The organism is Nocardioides pakistanensis, from assembly GCF_054781215.1.
On sequence record NZ_BAAGUV010000038.1, the window covers coordinates 15744 to 32862 of the forward strand.

Below are 17119 nucleotides of genomic sequence, written 5' to 3' on the forward strand. Positions count from 1 at the left end.
GGCTCGGCCGGCGGTCAGGCCTCCGCGTCGTCCGCCTGCCCGGCCAGCTCGTCGGGGCCGGGCAGCTGGACGCCGGCTTCCGCCTGCTGGCGCAGTCCGGCGAGGATGAACGCGATCGCGGCCTCGACCTCGGCGCTGGCCCGCTTCGTGTCCTCGGCCGACGACACGGCGGCCCCGGCGGCGGACATGGCGCCGAAGAACACCCGGCTGAAGGTCTCCACCATGCTCGGCTCGAGGTCGTAGGTCCGGAGCACGGTGGAGACGATCTCCTGGACGATGCCGAACGTCGAGCGCTCCTCCTGCTCCCGGTAGCGCTCGTAGCCGAGCACGACCGGGCCCTCCTGGATCACGATCCGGCTGTACTCCGGCTGCTGGACGACCTCGAGGAAGGAACGCAGGCCCACCGTCGCCTTCTCCCACGGGTCCCGGGTGGTCCGGATCGCCTTGCGGATCGTCTTGCTGGCATCGGCCTCGACCTTCTCGAAGACCGCCTCGAACAACGCCTGCTTGCCGCTGAAGTGGTGGTACAGCGCCCCCTTGGTGACCCGGGCCCCGGACACGATCGCGTCCAGGCTGGTGCCGGCGTAGCCCTGCTCGGTGAACAGCTCGGCGGCCACGTCGACGAGCGCGCGCTTGGTGGCAGCCGAGTACTGCTGGCGGCGCGAGGAGCCCGACACCTTCCGGAGGACTTTGGTGGTCATGCAGCCGAGCATATGTCCGGCGCGTGGCTGGGGCCGGTGTACGGCGGCCACGTCAGCCAGAACGCGCGCTGTGCCCCAGAACACGGCAGCTGTGCCGCAGAACACGGCGGCTGTGCCGCACAACACCGTTTCAAGGCTGGCCCAGCAGGGCAGTTTTCCATACCGTTGGTACGTACCAACGGTATGTAGAAAGGATGGACCCATGACCTGGGACGCTTTCCACCGCCGCGGAGAGGTACTGCGAAACGTTCTCGCCCACGCCGAGGCCCACCGCGACGGGGTGCTCCCGATGGAGCTGCCCGGCGTCGTGGAGACGTTCGGCGACGAGCTCACCCTGCTCGGCGCGCTGCAGCTTCGCTGGCACACCCGCCTGGCCGGCGCCATCGAGCGTGAGCTCATGAGCCAGCCCCTGGACCTCGAGGCCGCGGTGATGACCGCCTGGCGCACCACCGCCGCCGACCTCGCCGGAGTGCGTGCGATCCTCGACGCGCACACGGCGCAGCCCGGCTCCGAGGAGATCGCGCAGATGCTTGACAAGGCGCACCGCAAGGACTGGACGCTGATGGCGGCCATGGCCGGCAAGGCGAGTCCCGCCGACAAGGGCGCAGCCGCTGTCGGCCGTGCGATCGAGCAGAAGGCCCGCGCGGCCTACCGCCCGACCCCGGCGTCGGGTCCCGCGCGACACGCGGCACAGGGCAGGCAGTCGCTGCTCGAACGTTTCAAGGCACACCTCGTCGCCTGACCCGATCCACCACCGAGGGTCACCGACCCTCACCCGCGCAGCCCCGGCTGCGACGCATCACGCGGCTCGCTTCCGCACCTGCGTCGCCGCCGGGGCTCGTGTGCACCGGCATGACAACATGTGGGCGTGGCAACGACACCGAGCATCTCCTACTCCATCACCGTCCGCCTCGAGGTCCCTGCGGGCGGCGCCGCGACCAGCGAGCTGACCGCGGCGGTCGAGCGGAGTGGCGGCATGGTGACCGCCCTCGACGTGACGGCCTCGGGCCACAACAAGCTCAGCATCGACGTCACCTGCGCCGCCTACGACACCGCCCACGCCGAGCAGCTCGTCGAGGCGCTCAAGCAGGTCGAGGGTGTCGTCGTGCACAAGGTGTCCGACCGGACCTTCCTGATGCACCTCGGGGGCACCATCGAGATGGCCGCCAAGCACCCGATCCGCAACCGTGACGACCTCTCGATGGTCTACACGCCCGGCGTCGCCCGGGTCTGCGAGGCGATCGCCGCCAACCCCGAGGACGCCCGCCGGCTCACGATCAAGCGCAACACGGTCGCCGTCGTCACCGACGGCTCGGCCGTGCTCGGCCTCGGCAACATCGGCCCCGGTGCTGCACTGCCGGTGATGGAGGGCAAGGCCGCGCTGTTCAAGCGCTTCGGCGGGATCGACGCCTGGCCGCTGTGCCTCGACACCCAGGACCCCGACCAGATCGTGGAGATCGTCCGGGCGATCGCACCCGGGTTCGCGGGGATCAACCTCGAGGACATCTCGGCTCCTCGCTGCTTCGAGGTCGAGGCGCGGCTGCGCGAGATCCTCGACATCCCGGTCTTCCACGACGACCAGCACGGCACCGCGATCGTCGTACTCGCAGCGCTGCGGAACGCCCTGCGGGTGGTAGGCAAGGAGATGTCCGCGGTGCGCGTGGTGATGTCCGGCGCGGGCGCGGCCGGCTCCGCGATCCTGCGGGTGCTGCTCGAGGCGGGAGTGACCGACGTGGTGGTCGCCGACATCGAGGGCGTGATCCACCGGGACCGGCCCGGGCTCCACGAGTCGCTGCGCTGGCTGGCCGAGGCGACCAACAAGGCGTCGGTGACCGGCAGCCTGTGCGACGCCCTCCACGGGGCCGACGTGTTCATCGGCGTCTCCGCGCCGAACCTGCTGACCGGTGAGGACATCGCCACCATGGCCGACGGCTCGGTGGTCTTCGCGCTGGCCAACCCGGTGCCGGAGGTCGACCCCGCCGAGGCGCGCAAGCACGCGACGGTGGTCGCCACCGGCCGGTCGGACTACCCGAACCAGATCAACAACGTGCTGGCCTTCCCCGGCGTCTTCCGCGGGCTCCTCGACGCCTCCGCGCGCGGCATCGACAACAGCATCCTGGTCGCCGCCGCGAACGCGGTCTCCGACGCCGTCAGCGAGGACGAGCTCAACGCGGACTACATCATCCCCAGCGTCTTCCATCCCGACGTGCACAAGTCGGTCGCGGCGGCGGTGCGCCAGGCGGCCGAGTCGGCGAGCGCACAGCGCGAGGCAGCCGGAGATCCGGCACTGGCGGGAGGGCGCGATGGCTGACCCGGACGGCACCGTCCTGCGCGCAGGCCGGCTGCTGGTCGCGACGCCCAGGCTCGTCGATCCGAACTTCGAGCGCAGCGTCGTGCTGGTGCTCGACCACGACCCGAGCGGCACGCTCGGTGTCGTGCTGAACCGGCCGTCGCCGGTGCCGGTGGGGGACATCCTCGAGGGGTGGAGCGGACTGGTCGGCGAGCCGCCGGTGCTCTTCCACGGTGGTCCCGTGGCCACCGACTCGGCGTTGGCGGTCGCCGCCGTCCCGCCCGCTCAGGACCCCGAGGGTGACCCGGTCGGCTTCCGGAGGCTCTTCGACGCCACCGGCATGGTCGACCTCGACACGCCGACTGAGCTGCTCGGCGGTGCGATCGAGCGGATGCGGATCTTCGCCGGCTACGCCGGCTGGGGCGACGGTCAGCTGGTCGCCGAGATCGAGGAGGGGTCCTGGTACGTCGTACCGATGGAGCTCGACGACGTCTTCGGCGCCTCGCCGCACGGCCTCTGGGCCCGAGTGCTGCGCCGACAGCCCGGCGAGCTGGCCTGGGTGTCCACCAGGCCGGCCGATCCCACGCTGAACTGACCGGATCCGGGGCGACCGCCGTTAGACTGGGCCGGGTGAGTACCCAGATGAGCCCCGGCGCCCAGACCATCGAGCAGCAGCAGACGGTCCCGACCGACCAAGGCGACCACGAGCGGTTCTCCCACTACGTGCCCAAGGACAAGCTGACCGAGGCGATGGTGATGGGGACCCCCGTCGTCGCCCTGTGCGGCAAGGTGTGGGTGCCCAGCCGCGACCCCGAGAAGTACCCGGTCTGCCCGGAGTGCAAGGAGGCGTGGGAAGAGCTGCGCGACGACTCCGGCGAGGAGTGACCTCCCGCCCGCTCGTCCCGCTCGCACCCACCCGAAAGGCAGTCCGTGGCGTCTGCGAACCGCGCTGACCAGCACCTCGGCAGCCCCGCCGAACCCATCCCTGCCCCGCTCCAGGACCTTCCCCCGGCGTACCCCGACCGGGCCGCCTGGGGCACTGCCACCAAGCTCCGCGCCTGGCAACAGGCGGCCATCGAGCAGTACTTCACCACCAACCCGCGTGACTTCCTCGCCGTCGCGACCCCGGGCGCCGGAAAGACGACGTTCGCGCTGACCGTCGCGGCCGAGCTGCTGTCACGCCGGGTGGTCGAGCGGGTCACCGTCGTGGCCCCGACCGAGCACCTCAAGACCCAGTGGGCCGAGGCTGCCGCGCGGGTCGGCATCCCGATCGACCCGTCGTACTCCGGGAAGAAGGGCCCCACCAGCAAGGACTTCGTCGGGGTCGCCGTGACCTATGCCGGGGTCGCGACCAACCCGCTGGCGCACCGGATCCGCACCGAGCGGTTCAAGACCCTGGTGATCCTCGACGAGGTGCACCACGCCGGAGACGCACTGTCCTGGGGCGAGGCGGTGCGCGAGGCGTTCCAGCCGGCCGCGCGCCGGCTGGCGCTGACCGGCACGCCGTTCCGGTCCGACATCAACCCGATCCCGTTCGTGACCTACGCCCCCGACGCCGACGGCGTGCCGAAGAGCGTCGCGGACTTCACCTACGGCTACGCGCACGCGCTGGCCGACCACGTAGTGCGTCCGGTGCTGTTCATGGCCTACAGCGGCGAGATGCAGTGGCGCACCCGGGCCGGCGACGAGATCGCCGCCCGGCTCGGCGAACCGCTCACCAAGGACATGACCGCGCAGGCGCTGCGCACCGCGCTGGACCCGAAGGGCTCCTGGATGCCGTCGGTGCTCCAGGCCGCCGACCGCCGGCTCGCGGAGGTCAGGCGACACGTCGCCGACGCCGGCGGCCTCGTGATCGCCTCCGACCAGGACTCCGCGCGTGCGTACGCCGCGCTGCTCAAGGAGATCACCGGCACCCGCCCCGTCGTCGTGCTCTCCGACGAGAAGGAGTCCTCGAAGCGGATCGCGAAGTTCTCCGAGAGCGACGACCGCTGGATGGTCGCGGTGCGGATGGTCTCCGAGGGGGTCGACGTACCTCGGCTGGCGGTCGGCGTCTACGCCACCACCGTGTCCACGCCGCTGTTCTTCGCGCAGGCGGTCGGGCGCTTCGTGCGAGCGCGCAGGCGCGGTGAGACCGCGTCGGTGTTCCTGCCGTCGGTGCCCAACCTGCTCGGCTTCGCCTCCGAGATGGAGGTGCAGCGCGACCACGTGCTCAAGCGCAAGGTCAACGACGACGGCGACATCTTCGCCGCCGAGGAGGACCTGCTCAACCAGGCCCAGGCCTCGGAGGCCGCCAGCGCGGAGGAGCTCGGCAGCTTCGAGGCGATGGGCTCCCAGGCCACCTTCGACCGGGTGCTCTACGACGGCGGCGAGTTCGGCCACGCGGGCGAGGTGCACGTCGGCTCCGAGGAGGAGATGGACTTCCTCGGCATCCCCGGCCTGCTCGAGCCCGACCAGGTCCGCGACCTGCTCCACCAGCGGCAGAGCGAGCGGGCCAAGCGGCAGCAGCGCAGGACGTCCTCCACCCCCGAGGACGTCACCCGCGACGTCGCGACCCACGAGCACCTCGCGGTGCTCCGGCGTGAGCTCAACAGCCTCGTCGCCGCCTGGCACCACCGCACCGGCCAGCCGCACGGGGTGACTCACGCCGCGCTGCGCCGTGAGTGCGGAGGTCCTGCCGCCGCCGTGGCCACCGCCGACCAGCTCGCCAAGCGGATCGACCGGATCCGCGAGTGGGCGACCCGCAAGACCTCCTGAGCCTGCGGGCGGTCCAGGGACGCAGCGACCTCGCGGACGGTACGACGGGCACGGCTACTCTGCTGCCCATGGCCGCTGAGACCTCGCAGACCCTCGATCGTGGCCTGCGTGTCCTCGCCGTGCTGGCCGACCACCCCAGCGGCCTCACCGTCACCGAGCTCGCCACCGAGATCGGGGTCAACCGCACGGTCGTCTACCGGCTCATCACGACGTTGGAGCAGCACGGGCTCGCCCGCCGCGACGGGACAGGGCGGCTGCACGTGGGGCTCGGGGTGCTCGCCCTCGCTCGTGGGCTGCAGCCGGTGCTGCGCGAGGTGGCCGGCCCGGTGCTGCGCTCGCTCGCCGAGGACCTCGGCGCGACGGCGCACCTGACCCTGGCCGACGGGGGAGAGGCGCTCGCGATCGCCGTCGTGGAGCCCAGCTGGACCGACTACCACGTGGCCTACCGGGTCGGCGCGCGGCACCCGCTCGACCAGGGCGCTGCGGGGCGGGCGATCCTGCTCGGCCGCGACCTGCCCGGACCCCGGCCCGCCGGGGAGCGGTTCGTGCACACCTCCGGGGAGCTGCAGCCCGGCGCGCAGGGGCTCGCCTCGCCGGTGCTCGGCGTCGAGGGGTTCGAGGCGTCGGTCGGCGTCATCACCCTCGGGGAGATCGAGCTCGAGGTCGCCGGGGCGCGTGTCGTCGCAGCCGCCGACGACATCGCCAAGCGGCTCGGCTAGGCCGGCCCGGACGGCGGCCGGGTCAATGGCCCGGAGGAGCTATGGCGCCGGTGTCGGCGGCGCGCGTAGGTTGCCAGGACCGTCGCGCCTGCTCACCACGACCCGCCGGGGGGCCCGGCACCGGGAGCCGTCATGAGCAACAAAGCAGTCGTCAGCCTGACCACCGGCCTCGAGGACTCCGAGAAGGTGACCGTGGCGTTCCTCGTCGCGGTGGGCGCCGCGGAGAAGGGTCGGCCGACCCTGATGTTCCTCACCAAGGAGGCGGTCCGCCTTGCGATCCCGGGCTTCGCCCACGCGGTCGCGTGCGACGGCTGCCCGCCACTGCGGGATCTCATGGAGCGCTTTGCCACCGCCGGAGGGCGCTTCCTCGTCTGTCCGATCTGTTTCGACGCCCGCAAGCTCGACAAGGGCGACCTGCTCGACAACGCCGAGCTCGGCGGGACCGTCCCGATGTGGGAGTGGATCGGCGACGACGCCGCGACCACGTTCAGCTACTGAGCCGCGGTCAGGTCACGGGGTCGGCTGGTCCTCCACCGCGCCCTCCAGCAGGGGGAGCACCCGGTGCGGGATCTGGGTGGCGAGCGCGATCACGGTCGAGGAGCGCACGATTCCCGAGTCGGACAGGACGGCGTCGATCACCCGCTGCAGGTCGGCGTTCGACCGGGCCACCACCCGCGCCCACATGTCGCCGGCGCCGGTGATCGTGCACGCCTCGAGCACCTCGGGGATCGTCGCCAGGTGCTGGGCGATCACCTCGTGTCCCTTGCCCTGGCGGATCTCCAGGGTCAGGAAGGCGGTGACCGGATAGCCGATCGCCTCCGGGTCGAGCACCGGACCCCAGCCCGCGATCACGCCGGCACGGGTGAGCTTGTCCAGCCGCGCCTGCACGGTGCCGCGGGCCACGCCGAGCCGCCGGGACGCCTCGAGCACCCCGATCCGGGGCTCGTCGGTGAACAGACGGAGCAATGTGGCATCCAGGTGGTCCATGTCACGCCCTTCCGCTGGACAATCTGCCTAGTGTCTCGCCGTACCCTTGCACATCTTGCGGTGAACCGGACATCCTCCCCGGCATGACTGCCACCCCGACCTCTCACGCCCTCACCGCCGACGAGCTGCGGTCCGACCTCACCCTCGAGCAGCTCAAGCAGCTCGTCGGCCTCGTCGAGTACGACGCCAGCTCCGACCCGTTCCCGGTGACCGCCATGGACGCGGTCGGGTTCGTCGTCGGCAACGCCACCCAGACGGCGAGCTTCTACCAGCTCGCCTTCGGCATGGACCTCGAGGCGTACCGCGGCCCGGAGACGGGCTGCCGGGACTCCAAGAGCTTCGTGCTGCGCTCCGGGTCCGCGCGGTTCGTGTTCACCGGCGGGGTCACCCCGGACAGCCCGGTGCTCGACCACCACCGCAAGCACGGTGACGGCGTCGTCGACCTCGCGCTCGAGGTGCCCGACGTGGACAGGTGCATCGAGCACGCACGCTCCCAGGGCGCGACGATCCTCGAGGAGCCGCACGACGTCAGCGACGAGCACGGCACTGTCCGGCTCGCGGCGATCGCGACGTACGGCGAGACCCGCCACACGCTCGTCGACCGCTCCCGGTACGACGGCCCGTACCTTCCCGGCTACGTCGCGCGGAAGACCGCGGTGACCCGCCGCGAGGGGCACCCCCGTCGGCTGTTCCAGGCCGTCGACCACTGCGTCGGCAACGTCGAGCTCGGCCGTATGGACGAGTGGGTGGAGTTCTACAACAAGGTGCTCGGCTTCACGAACATGGCGGAGTTCATCGGCGACGACATCGCCACCGACTACTCCGCGCTGATGTCGAAGGTGGTCGCCAGCGGCAACCACCGCGTGAAGTTCCCCCTCAACGAGCCGGCGATCGCGAAGAAGAAGTCGCAGATCGACGAGTACCTCGAGTTCTACGACGGTGCCGGCTGCCAGCACATCGCGCTCGCGACCGGCGACATCCTGCGCACCGTCGACATCCTGCGCGAGAACGGGATCGAGTTCCTCGACACCCCCGACTCCTACTACGACGACCCCGAGCTGCGCGAGCGGATCGGCAACGTGCGCGTGCCGATCGAGGAGCTGAAGAAGCGCCGGATCCTGGTCGACCGGGACGAGGACGGCTACCTGCTGCAGATCTTCACCAAGCCGGTCGGCGACCGTCCCACGGTGTTCTACGAGTTCATCGAGCGGCACGGCTCGCTCGGCTTCGGCAAGGGCAACTTCAAGGCGCTGTTCGAGGCGATCGAGCGCGAGCAGGAGCGTCGCGGGAACCTCTGACCTGCCGCCGCCAAGCCCGACACTGGTGCGGGGTTGTGGACGCAAAGCACGGGTTGTGCCGCATGGTCAGCGTCCATAACCCCGCGTTACTTGGGGTCAGCCGTAGCGGGCGACGAAGTTGGCCAGGATCCGCGGGGGAGCGGTGACGTGGGTGCGCTCGAGTCGGGCCACCAGCAGGTCGAGCTCGTGCGGCGGGAAGTAGCCGGCGTCCTGGTAGACGTGGACCCGCGTGATGATCCCGGCCTTGTCGAGCTCGGGGTGGAACTGCGTCGCGTAGAGGTTCTCCCGGACCCGGAACATCTGGACCGGGCAGGTCGCGGAGCCGGCGAGCAGGGTCGCGCTGGCCGGGAGGACGCGGCAGGCCTCCTTGTGCCCGACATAGGCGTCGAACTGCGCCGGCATGCCCTCGAGCAGCGGGTCGGCGCGGCCCTCGTCGGTCAGGGTCACGACGACCGCGCCGATCGGTTCGGCGTACGTCCGGTCGATCAACCCGCCCTGGTGTACGCCGAGCGTGCCGACGCCGTAGCAGGCGCCCAGGAACGGGAAGTCGCGCGCGACGACCTCGTCGAGCAGCCGGCCGACCTCCCGCTCGACCCGGTGCTGCACGTCGGACTTCGCGTCTTCCGGGTCGCTGGAGTTGAACGGTCCACCGCCGAGCAGGACGCCCGCGTAGTCGTCGAGGTCGATGTGGGGGAGTGGGCCGGCCTCCATCCGGATCCGATGCAACCGCTCGGGGGGCAACCGCATCTCGCGCAGGAACGCGGCGTACTCCTCGTCGGCGGCGACGTCGTCGGCGCGCGAGGACAGCAGCAGGAACGGCTTGGCCACGACCCCGCCGCTCAGAGCACCTTGGACAGGAAGCCCTGCGTGCGCTCGTGGCTGGGGTTCGCGAGCACCTCGGCCGGGTCGCCCTCCTCGACGATCACCCCGTCGTCCATGAACACCAGCTTGTCGCCGACCTCACGGGCGAAGCCCATCTCGTGGGTGACGACCATCATCGTCATCCCCTCGTGGGCGAGATCCTTCATCACCGCCAGCACGTCACCGACGAGCTCGGGGTCGAGCGCGCTCGTGGGCTCGTCGAACAGCATCATGTCGGGGTCCATCGACAGAGCCCGGGCGATCGCCACGCGCTGCTGCTGGCCACCGGACAGGTGAGCGGGGAAGGCGTGCTCCTTCTCGAGGAGTCCCACCTTCTCCAGGTTCTTGCGGGCGATCTCGACGGCCTCGTCCTTGCTGCGCTTGCGGACCCGTCGCTGCGCGAGGGTGAGGTTGCGCAGGACGTCGAGGTGCGGGAACAGGTTGAACGACTGGAACACCATGCCGATCCGGGACCGCACCTCGTCGATGTTCACCTCGGGATCGGTGATGTCGATGCCCTCGACCACGATGCGTCCCGACGTCGGTGCCTCCAGCAGGTTCACGCACCGCAGCAGGGTGGACTTCCCGGAGCCGGACGGCCCGATCACGCAGACCACCTCGCCGTGGTCGACGTGGAAGTCGATGCCCTTGAGCACCTCGTTGTCACCGAAGTACTTGTGCAGGTCCTGTACGTCGATCGCCGCTGTCACCGTGCTCACCTGGCCTTCTGGGTACGACGCTCGAGCCGGGCGACGAGCCGGGTCAACGGAAGGGTGACCGCGAGATACATCAGCGCGGCGATGGTCAGCGGCGTGGAGTTCGTGGTCGCGGAGACCGAGTCCCGGGCGAAGGTGGTGAGCTCCCGATCCTGCAGGGCCATGCCGGCGATGAAGAGCAGCGAGGTGTCCTTGATCAAGATGACCAGCTCGTTGGTCAACGGGGGGATGACGATCCGCACGGCCTGGGGGAGCACGACGGAGACCATCGTCCAGGATCCCGGCATCCCGAGGGACCTCGCCGCCTCGAGCTGGCCCTTCGGGACAGCCTGGATCCCTGCCCGGAACGTCTCGGCGATGTAGGCCGCCGAGACCACGATCAGCGCCAACAGTCCTGCGCCTGCACTGCCCCCCGGCGGCCGCCACTGGAAGGCGATCGGGATCGCGAAGGCGGAGGCGAAGATGACCAGCAGCGCCGGCAGCCCGCGGAAGAACTCGATGTAGGCCGTCGCCGTCCACCGGTACGGCGCAACGGGCGACAGCTTCATCAGCGCCAGGAGCAGGCCGAGGAACAGGCCGCCGGCGAAGGCGATCGCGGTGTAGAGGATCGTGTTCTTCGCCGCCGTGACGATGACCTCGGGGAACTGGTCCTTGGCGATGTCGACGTTGAGGAACGTCCGACGGATCGCCTCCCAGTCCGCGATGAGCACCAAGGTCACGACGCCGGCGACGAACAACAGGTAGAGGGCGCCACGGCTCAGGCGTCTCTTGGTGGAGCGCTTCACCGTGGCACCTCCGGGCTGGCAGCAGTCTCAGTCACGCGTCAGGAGATCAGTCGACCTTGAAGTACTTGTCGTAGAGCTCCTGGTACTTCCCGCTGTCACGAAGCGCGGACAGCTCCTCGTTGATCGCCTCGAGCAGGGCCTCCTTGCCCTCCTCCTTGACCGCGAAGCCGTACTGCTCGTCGGTGTCGAACTCCTGGACGATCTCGAACTTGCCGCCCTCGGTGTGGTCGAGGTTGACCGGCAGGTCCTGCAGCACGGCGTCGACCGAACCGGACTGGATGGCCGGGTAGAGCTCGGCGTCACTGGGGAACGAGACCACCTCGACGCCGTCGGGGACGTTCTCCTGGGCGTAGGCCGCACCCGTGGTGCCCTGCTGGACGCCGACCTTCTTGCCGACCAGGTCGTCGATGCTGGTGACACCGGAACCCGTGGGAGCGAGCAGTGACTGCTTGGAGTCGTAGTAGGCCTCGCTGAAGTCGAGGTTCTCCTCGCGCTCCTCGGTGATGGTCATGGCGCTGGCGGCCATGTCGCACTGCCCGGCGGCGAGCACCGCGCCGCTCTGCAGGCCGTCGAACCCGACGTCTTGGACCTTCATCTCGAGGTCCAGGTTGCCGGCGATCTCGCGCACCAGGTCCATGTCGAAGCCGGTGTACTGGCCACCCTCTTCGTACTCGAACGGCTTGTAGGGGATGTCCGAGCAGACGGTCAGGGTGCCGGCCGAGATCAGGCCGAGGTCGTCGCCGCCGTCACCAGTGCTGGCGGAGTCGTTGCCGCCGCAGCCGGCCAGCACGGTGGCCAGGAGGAGCGCGCCAGAGGCGTAGATGGTCTTGAGTGCTCGAGTTCGCATGGACCGCAGACTAGTCCCCGATCCTCATGCCGGTCGCACATTGGTCCCGGGTCATCCCGCACACCCGGCACAATCCGGGCTGAACCGGGCTCCAACTCTGTCGCAAAAGTGATGCAACAACTCTTGGGAATCGGACGACCACGTTGCATCCTGTTGTGACGCATCCCGGCGGCCGGTCCCGACGCCGCCGGTAACGGGGAGATGGTCATGACTGCAACACCCTGCGCCGAGTCGCGCAGGCTGGAGGGGTTCGAGCACCAGGCGGTGTTCTACCGCGGCCTGGGCGGACTGGTCGAGGCGGTGCTCCCGTTCATCCGGGAGGGCATCGAGCGCGGTGAGCCGGTCCTCGTCGCGCTGCCGCCGGACCGGCTCGACGCCGTGGAGCAGGCCCTCGGGGCCGACGCCACGCGGGTCGACTTCGTGGACATGAGCGAGCTCGGGGCGAACCCGGCCTGCATCATCCCCGAGTGGCTGCGTTTCCTCGAGGACGTCGCGGAGGGCGGCCCGGTCCGCGGGGTGGGTGAGCCGGTGTGGTCGGGCCGGCGCGACGTCGAGGTGGAGGAGGCCGTGCTCCACGAGGCGCTGGTCAACCTGGCCTTCGACGGCGCGCATGCCTGGCACCTGCTGTGCCCCTACGACGTGGAGAACCTCCCGGCCGAGGTGCTGGAGGAGGCTGCGCGCATCCACCCCGTGGGGGACGGGCCGGTGCGGGCGCCGTACGCCGGGGCGGAGTATGCGCGCACTCGCTTCCGCGGCCAGCTCCCGCCCGCGCCGGCATCGGCGGACACCCTGCCGTTCGGGGCCGAGGACCTGGCAGGGCTGCGGAGCACGGTGCGTCGGCTCGCTGCGCAGGCCGGTGTCTCCCGGGCCGCCGCCGACGACCTCGTCCTCGCCTGCCACGAGCTCGCCACCAACAGTGTCCTCCACGGCGGGGGGCACGGGATGCTGCGTGCCTGGAGACAGCCGGACGCGTTCGTGGTCGAGGTCAGCGACGCGGGCGTGATCGACGACCCGCTGGTCGGCCGCGGGCTGCTCGACGAGTTCGCGGAGAACGGCCGGGGCATCTGGATGGCCAACCAGCTGTGCGACCTCGTGCAGGTCCGCTCGGGCGCCGACGGGACCGTCGTGCGCCTCTTCACCTGGCTCTGAACGGTCCGGCGGACCTCAGCGCGCGGGAAGGATCCGGCCGCTGACCTCGCCGAGACCGATCCGGCCACCCCGGGTGCCGGGCGCGGTCGCTCGGATCACGACCTCGTCGCCGTCCTCGAGGAACGTTCGCGGGTGACCGGCGACGTCGAACGGCTCCTTGCCGCCCCACGACAGCTCCAGGAACGAGCCGCGCTGCTCGCGCATCGGTCCGCTGATCGTGCCGGAGGCGAAGAGGTCACCCACCCGGAGCGAGGCGCCGTTGACGGTCAGGTGCGCGAGCATCTGGGCGGGGGACCAGTACATCGAGGAGTACGGCGGTCGGGTGACGACCTCGCCGTTGAGGAGCACCTCGAAGTCGATGTCGTAGCCGGCGCCGGGGCCGACCCGGAGGTACTCCAGCGGTTCGGGGTCCTGTCCCGGCAGGTCCACGCGGGCGGCCTCCAGCGCCGACAGCGGGGTCACCCAGCCGCTCACCGAGGTCGCGAACGACTTACCGAGGAACGGGCCGAGCGGGACGTACTCCCAGCCCTGGATGTCGCGCGCGGACCAGTCGTTGAGCGGCAGGACTCCGAAGACGTGGTCGGCGAAGGCTGAGACCGGCACTTGGTCGCCGAGCTGGGAGGGGGTGCCGACCAGGAAGCCGAGCTCGCACTCGATGTCCAGCCGCCGCGACGGGCCGTATCGGGGGATCGGCCGCCCCGCGGCGGTCGAGCCTGTCGAGACCATCTGGGCCTGGGGGCGGTGGATCGGCGTTCCCGACACGACCACCGTGCCGGCCCGGCCGTGGTAGCCCACCGGGAGGTGACGCCAGTTCGGCTTCAGCGGCTGCTCGTCGGGGCGCATCATCCGGCCGACGTTGCTGGCGTGGTCCAGCGAGCAGTAGAAGTCGACGTAGTCGGCGATCGCCGCGGGCAGGTGCAGCTGCACCTGGCTCAGCGGGACCAGCAGCGGTTCGACGAGGTCGCGTCGTGACTCGTCGGTCAGCAACGAGACCAGCCACAGCCGCACCGACTCCCAGGTCGGCCGGCCCATCGCCATCAACGGGTTGAGGTCGGGCGCCTCGAAGACGTGGGCCACCTCGAGCATGTCGCCGGCGGCCACCGGGGCCACGTCGAGCACGTGGTCGCCGATGCGCACACCCACTCGCGGTGCCTCGCCGTCGCGGCTGAACACGCCGTAGGGCAGGTTGTCGATGTCGTAGAGCGAGCCGTCGGCGCCCTCGACCCAGGTCCGTGCAGTCGCGGCGGTCATGGCGTCCCCTCCAGGTGTGCGGGGTCGACCACTCCCAGGTCGACGAGGTCCTCGAGCGGTTCGAGCACGCTGCAGGAGCCGAACGAGACGAACCAGCGGCGCGCGGAGGCCAGGCCCTCCGGGCCGGCCTCGTCCAGCCAGCCGCCGACGGTTTCCGCGGCGGTCGTGTCGAGCCGTCGCGCCACTTCAGCCGGCCCGAGGCCGTCGAGCGCGGCGCGGGTCGCGGCCAGCACGTTGAGGAAGCCGTGGTGCTCGAACCCGGTCTCCTCGTCCCGGTGCCGGATCGCGTGGTGCAGCCCGGCGGTGCACTTGAACCTCAGCTCCCGGTCCAGTGCCGCCTCGACGTACGACGCCAGGGCGGTCGCGCTGGGGAAGGCGTCCGCGCTGACCCCGCCGGTGCGGAACTTCAACCGCAGGTCGAGCGCCGCGACCTCGTCGAGGGCGGCCAGCCACGACGGGCCCGGCTCGGGTTCGACGACGGCCGGTGGCTCGACGTACACGGGGGTCTCGTCGTCGAGGTCACCGGAGGCCCGGAGCTGGTCGACGACGGTGGTGACCCGGCGGGCGTTGCGGGGCAGGTCCTGCTCGTCGCGGAGGGCCAGCTCGACAGCGGCCAGCTCGAGCTCCTCAGCCCGGGCGGCCCACCGGACCGCCGGCTCGACGGCTCCCGCGCCGCCGGTGACCACGACCGACACCCGCAGCGGAGCCGGGTCCTCGTCGGCGCGCACGGCCTCGATCAGGTCGGGGAGCGCGACGTCGTTGACGACGAACGGGCCGACGAGGTCGGCGTAGCCGGATCCGCGGTGGGCGCGGTGCTCGGCGAGGGCCTGGGCCAACGGGGTGCTCCCGGGCGGGAAGACCGCTGCGTCGTCGACCAGGTGCCGGTAGGGCTCGGGGATGGTTGACACGCTCGCGACACTAACGCATGGTTTCTGTGATCGGACAACTCCATCCGATTATCGGACGAGAGGCGGCCATGGCTTTCTACCGGCAGGTCGGGACCATCCCGGCCAAGCGGCACACGCAGTTCCGTGACGACGACGGCCGGCTCCACTACGAGGAGCTGATGGGGGAGGAGGGATTCTCCTCGGACTCCTCGCTGCTCTACCACCGGGGCGTGCCGTCGGCGATCGTCGACAGCCAGGTGTGGGAGCTGCCGGACCTGACGACGCAGGCCAACCACCCGCTGAAGCCACGGCACCTGAAGCTGCACGGGCTGTTCGAGGACGACGCCGCGGGGGAGTGCGACGCTGTGCAGGACCGGCGGCTCGTGCTCGGCAACGCCGACGTCCGGATCTCCTACGTCGTCGCGGGCAGCGTCTCGCCGTACTACCGCAACGCCGTGGGCGACGAGTGCGTGTACGTCGAAGCCGGGGAGGGTGTCGTGGAGACGGTGTTCGGCGAGCTGTCCTACCGCACCGGCGACTACGTGGTGATCCCGCGCGCCACGACCCACCGCTGGGTGCCGCGCGGCGACGGCGGGCTCGACCGGCTCTACGTCGTCGAGGCGAACAGCCACATCAGTCCGCCGAAGCGGTACCTCTCGCGCTACGGCCAGTTCCTCGAGCACGCTCCGTACTGCGAGCGCGACCTCTACGGCCCCGACGAGCCGCTGCTCGTCGACGGGGAGGACGTCGAGGTGCTGGTCAAGCACCGCGGCTCCTCGCCGAGCGGCCTGGTCGGCACCCGGATGACCTACGCGACGCACCCTTTCGACGTCGTCGGCTGGGACGGCTGCCTGTACCCCTACACGTTCAACATCGCCGACTTCGAGCCGATCACCGGCCGCATCCACCAGCCGCCGCCGGTGCACCAGGTCTTCGAGGGCCACAACTTCGTGATCTGCAACTTCGTGCCCCGCAAGGTCGACTACCACCCGCTCGCGGTGCCGGTGCCCTACTACCACTCCAACGTCGACAGCGACGAGGTGATGTTCTACGTCGGCGGCGACTACGAGGCCCGCAAGGGGTCTGGCATCAACATCGGCTCGATCTCGCTGCATCCCGGCGGCTACGCCCACGGTCCCCAGCCCTCGGCGATCGAGGCGTCGCTCGGTGCGGAGGCCTTCGACGAGACCGCGGTCATGGTCGACACCTTCCGGCCGCTCGACCTCGGCGAAGGCGGGCTGGCGGCCGAGGACCCGGCGTACGCCTGGACCTGGGCTGGCCGCGGGCCGCAGCCGGGCTGACGCGTCGCCGCGGTGTGGTTGGCTGAGCCCCATGCCGAGCTACGTGGCCTTCCTCCGCGCGATCAACCTGGGCAGGACCCGCAAGTTCCCGATGGCCGAGCTGCGCTCCTGCGTCGAGGCGGCGGGCTTCCGCGACGTGGAGACCTACATCCAGACCGGCAACCTGCGGGTGAGTACGTCGATGAGGTCGGCCGACCGGGTCGCCGCGCTGCTGGAGGAGGTCTTCGAGGCCGACCGCGGGTTCGCCGTACCCACGGTGGTCCTCACGCCCGACGAGCTGCGCCAGGTGCACGACGACGCCCATTCCCTCGAGCCGCTCGTCGAGGGCGATGTCCGGCGCTACGTCACCTTCCTGCGGTCGCCGGCGCCGCCGGATGTCGCCGCCGAGATCGCGGCGATCGAGGCCGAGGGCGAGGCCGCTCGCGCGATCGGCCGGGCCGTGCACGTCTGGGTCCGTGACGGCTACCAGTCCGCGCGCATCAACAACGCCCGGATCGAGCGGCGGCTCGGTGTCGCGACCACGCGCGACCTCAAGGTGGTCACGACGCTGACGCAGCGCTGGGGAGGATGAGA

At 70.7% G+C, this 17119-nt stretch carries 19 protein-coding genes; 11 read left to right on the top strand and 8 right to left on the bottom strand.

The genetic code is table 11. From position 1 onward, the window contains the following. Positions 1-14: 14 nt before the first annotated feature. Positions 15-701: a TetR/AcrR family transcriptional regulator gene (locus tag ACYVIH_RS15265; RefSeq protein ID WP_460870326.1), complete on the bottom strand. Its 687-nt coding sequence runs from the start codon at positions 699-701 to the stop codon at positions 15-17. Between the two features lie 202 nt (positions 702-903). Here ACYVIH_RS15265 and ACYVIH_RS15270 point away from each other — a divergent pair, with 202 nt between their 5' ends. The 7 genes from ACYVIH_RS15270 (at position 904) to ACYVIH_RS15300 (ending at position 6962) form a co-directional block, all read left to right on the top strand. Then, complete coding sequence (locus ACYVIH_RS15270) at positions 904-1443, top strand: hypothetical protein (protein ID WP_460870327.1); 540 nt, start codon at positions 904-906, stop codon at positions 1441-1443. Positions 1444-1569: 126 nt separating this feature from the next. Then, positions 1570-3012, top strand: a complete 1443-nt coding sequence (locus tag ACYVIH_RS15275) for a malic enzyme-like NAD(P)-binding protein (protein WP_460870328.1) — start codon at positions 1570-1572, stop codon at positions 3010-3012. After that, entirely contained in the window at positions 3005-3586 is a 582-nt protein-coding gene (locus tag ACYVIH_RS15280; RefSeq protein WP_460870329.1) for a YqgE/AlgH family protein, read from the top strand. The genes ACYVIH_RS15275 and ACYVIH_RS15280 overlap by 8 nt, the downstream gene beginning before the upstream one ends. Positions 3587-3621: 35 nt before the next feature. Then, complete coding sequence (locus ACYVIH_RS15285) at positions 3622-3876, top strand: DUF3039 domain-containing protein (RefSeq protein WP_460870330.1); 255 nt, start codon at positions 3622-3624, stop codon at positions 3874-3876. A 96-nt stretch (positions 3877-3972) separates the two neighbouring features. Next, the gene (locus ACYVIH_RS15290; RefSeq protein ID WP_460870418.1) at positions 3973-5745 is read left to right on the top strand and encodes a DEAD/DEAH box helicase; all 1773 of its coding nucleotides are present in this window, start codon (positions 3973-3975) and stop codon (positions 5743-5745) included. Between the two features lie 68 nt (positions 5746-5813). After that, positions 5814-6464, top strand: coding sequence for an IclR family transcriptional regulator (locus ACYVIH_RS15295; RefSeq protein WP_460870331.1), 651 nt, complete (start codon positions 5814-5816; stop codon positions 6462-6464). A 132-nt stretch (positions 6465-6596) separates the two neighbouring features. Continuing rightward, on the top strand, positions 6597-6962 hold the full coding sequence (locus ACYVIH_RS15300; RefSeq protein ID WP_460870332.1) for a DsrE family protein: 366 nt from the start codon (positions 6597-6599) through the stop codon (positions 6960-6962). Positions 6963-6974: 12 nt separating this feature from the next. On the opposite strand, the gene ACYVIH_RS15305 is transcribed toward ACYVIH_RS15300, so the two are convergent. Beyond that, positions 6975-7451, bottom strand: coding sequence for an Lrp/AsnC family transcriptional regulator (locus tag ACYVIH_RS15305; RefSeq protein ID WP_460870333.1), 477 nt, complete (start codon positions 7449-7451; stop codon positions 6975-6977). Between the two features lie 83 nt (positions 7452-7534). Here ACYVIH_RS15305 and hppD point away from each other — a divergent pair, with 83 nt between their 5' ends. After that, positions 7535-8749 (top strand): 4-hydroxyphenylpyruvate dioxygenase, encoded by a 1215-nt coding sequence (gene hppD / locus ACYVIH_RS15310; protein WP_460870334.1) that lies wholly within the window; start codon positions 7535-7537, stop codon positions 8747-8749. A gap of 96 nt (positions 8750-8845) precedes the next feature. On the opposite strand, the gene ACYVIH_RS15315 is transcribed toward hppD, so the two are convergent. From ACYVIH_RS15315 to ACYVIH_RS15330, 4 genes are read right to left on the bottom strand one after another with little or no spacing between them, the layout of a single operon-like run. Next, positions 8846-9577 carry a glutamine amidotransferase gene (locus tag ACYVIH_RS15315; RefSeq protein ID WP_460870335.1) on the bottom strand — a complete coding sequence of 244 codons (732 nt, stop codon included), beginning with the start codon at positions 9575-9577 and terminating at the stop codon, positions 8846-8848. Positions 9578-9588: 11 nt separating this feature from the next. Continuing rightward, on the bottom strand, positions 9589-10329 hold the full coding sequence (locus tag ACYVIH_RS15320; protein WP_460870337.1) for an amino acid ABC transporter ATP-binding protein: 741 nt from the start codon (positions 10327-10329) through the stop codon (positions 9589-9591). Then, entirely contained in the window at positions 10326-11111 is a 786-nt protein-coding gene (locus ACYVIH_RS15325; RefSeq protein WP_460870338.1) for an amino acid ABC transporter permease, read from the bottom strand. The genes ACYVIH_RS15320 and ACYVIH_RS15325 overlap by 4 nt, the downstream gene beginning before the upstream one ends. A gap of 46 nt (positions 11112-11157) precedes the next feature. Further along, positions 11158-11958, bottom strand: coding sequence for a basic amino acid ABC transporter substrate-binding protein (locus ACYVIH_RS15330; protein ID WP_460870339.1), 801 nt, complete (start codon positions 11956-11958; stop codon positions 11158-11160). Between the two features lie 207 nt (positions 11959-12165). Here ACYVIH_RS15330 and ACYVIH_RS15335 point away from each other — a divergent pair, with 207 nt between their 5' ends. Then, a complete protein-coding gene (locus tag ACYVIH_RS15335) occupies positions 12166-13107 on the top strand; it encodes an anti-sigma factor RsbA family regulatory protein (protein ID WP_460870340.1) in 942 nt (313 codons plus the stop codon). Between the two features lie 15 nt (positions 13108-13122). On the opposite strand, the gene fahA is transcribed toward ACYVIH_RS15335, so the two are convergent. Together fahA and ACYVIH_RS15345 are read right to left on the bottom strand one after the other, a co-directional pair. Continuing rightward, positions 13123-14358, bottom strand: a complete 1236-nt coding sequence (gene fahA, locus ACYVIH_RS15340) for a fumarylacetoacetase (RefSeq protein WP_460870341.1) — start codon at positions 14356-14358, stop codon at positions 13123-13125. Beyond that, positions 14355-15266, bottom strand: coding sequence for a hypothetical protein (locus ACYVIH_RS15345; RefSeq protein WP_460870342.1), 912 nt, complete (start codon positions 15264-15266; stop codon positions 14355-14357). Before ACYVIH_RS15345 ends, fahA begins: the two co-directional genes overlap by 4 nt. A 68-nt stretch (positions 15267-15334) precedes the next feature. On the opposite strand from ACYVIH_RS15345, the gene ACYVIH_RS15350 reads away from it, so the two are divergent. Then, the gene (locus tag ACYVIH_RS15350) at positions 15335-16546 is read left to right on the top strand and encodes a homogentisate 1,2-dioxygenase domain-containing protein (RefSeq protein WP_460870343.1); all 1212 of its coding nucleotides are present in this window, start codon (positions 15335-15337) and stop codon (positions 16544-16546) included. A gap of 31 nt (positions 16547-16577) precedes the next feature. Then, entirely contained in the window at positions 16578-17117 is a 540-nt protein-coding gene (locus tag ACYVIH_RS15355; protein ID WP_460870344.1) for a DUF1697 domain-containing protein, read from the top strand. The last annotated feature ends 2 nt before the right edge of the window (positions 17118-17119 follow it).